This window comes from Burkholderia sp. MSMB1826 (assembly GCF_001526325.1).
Taxonomy (GTDB): Bacteria; Pseudomonadota; Gammaproteobacteria; order Burkholderiales; family Burkholderiaceae; genus Burkholderia.
Genome location: NZ_LOYN01000045.1, coordinates 1 through 1,846, shown reverse-complemented (window position 1 = coordinate 1,846; position 1,846 = coordinate 1). Strand labels below are relative to the sequence as shown.

General features: G+C 63.1%; 1 protein-coding gene. It reads left to right on the top strand.

Going from position 1 to position 1,846, the window contains the following annotated elements:
- Positions 1-384 precede the first annotated feature (384 nt).
- On the top strand, positions 385-1,755 hold the full coding sequence (gene ltrA, locus WS95_RS26290) for a group II intron reverse transcriptase/maturase (protein ID WP_059826968.1): 1,371 nt from the start codon (positions 385-387) through the stop codon (positions 1,753-1,755).
- Positions 1,756-1,846: the final 91 nt, after the last annotated feature.

Genomic DNA, 1,846 nt, shown 5'->3' with positions numbered 1-1,846 from the left:
CTTTGTGCGCCCAGCATGGGCGCACTCCTGCGAGTGAAAGTCTCGCCATGAGTTGATCACGGCGAATGAAGCGAAGCGCAACTGCGTGAGGGTGACCGAGCGTGGAGAGGAAGCGTGGAGCGTAAGCTGCGAGCCGATGGACAAGAATCGGATAGAAGGCGCTGCCGAGCAGGGCGAGCGGGCAAAGAGCCGCGAAGCTCTTGTGATCAAGGCGAAGTGGCGTAAATCCGGCGGTTGTGCAGCGAAGGAGTGCGTTCTTACCTGGGGAGATCTCGCCTCATGCCTGAAAGGGCGACGGTGGTAAGCCGGAGCGAGAAGTCAGCAGAGGCCGTAGTAGCTGGCGGTTGTGGGCGAAGGGCCGAACGAGTAGGAGGGCCGAAGGCCGTGTCGCTCGAACGTGCAGTGCATCAGAAGCCCGCGAGTGCGGGGCGCAACGCGGGAGGGCGAGGTGAAGCCGAGCCTGAAGTAGTGCGTGATGAAGCACGGCCGGCGCGATTCGAAACTGGAGGTTCAGGGCGAGATGACCTGCTTGCGCAGGCGCTCGCGAGAGCGAATCTGGTGATGGCATGGAAACGCGTCAAAGCCAATCGCGGCAGTGCTGGGGTGGATGGGAAGTCGATCGCCGAAACGGCGGAGGCTCTGAAGACGCACTGGCCCCGGATTCGGGAGGCATTACTGGATGGAAGCTACCGGCCCCGGCCGGTGCGGCGCGTCCAAATTCCGAAGCTTGGTGGCGGGATGCGCGAACTGGGGATTCCGACGGTGACGGATCGACTGATCCAGCAAGCCCTGCTGCAAGTCTTGCAGCCCATCATTGATCCGACCTTCTCAGAACACAGCTACGGCTTCCGGCCGGGACGTCGTGCGCGTGACGCGGTGCTGATGGCACAACGGCATGTGCAGGACGGTTACCGGGTGGTGGTCGATGTGGATCTGGAGAAGTTCTTCGATCGGGTCAATCACGACATTCTGATGGAAAGGCTCTCGAGGCGGATCGCGGACAAGGCCGTGCTGCGGCTGGTTCGCCATTACCTTGTGGCCGGGATCATGGATGGCGGGGTGGTCATGGAGCGTCACGAAGGCACGCCGCAAGGCGGGCCGCTGTCGCCGCTGCTGGCCAATGTGCTGCTGGACGAGGTGGATCGTGAACTGGAGAAGCGCGGTCACCGCTTCGTGCGCTACGCCGATGATTGCAACGTATACGTGTGTAGTCGTCGGGCGGGCGAACGGGTGCTGGATGGTTTGCGTAAACTCTATGACCGACTTCACCTGAAGGTGAACGAAGCCAAGACGGCGGTTGTGGCCGCGCACGGACGCAAGTTCCTGGGCTACGCGTTGCTGCGTAGTGCCGGAGGCCGAGTCAAATGCACGGTGGCCCGAAAGACGTTGGAGACCTTCAAGCAGCGGATCCGGGAGCTGACTCGCCGCTCGGGCGGACGTAGTCTGCCGGAGAGTGTGGAGCGACTACGGGCGTACTTGCTGGGGTGGAAGGCGTACTTCCAGCTGGCGCAGACGCCCAAGGTGTTCCGCGCACTCGACGAGTGGATCAGACACCGGCTGCGCGCGATGCAGCTCAAGCACTGGCGTCGTGGCACGACGATGTATCGGGAGTTGTTGGCGCTCGGCGCCTCGGAAGCGGACGCTCGCAAGGTGGCCGCAAACAGCTGCAGTTGGTGGCATAACAGCCGCCTGCGGTTGAATCGAGCAATGCCGATCGCCCACTTCGACCGTCTGGGCGTGCCTCGACTCTCATGACCTCAACTGCTCGAACCGCCCGGTGCGGACCCGCATGCCGGGTGGTGTGGGAGGGGATCGGTCAGGCTGCCTGACCGCCCCTATCCCGATT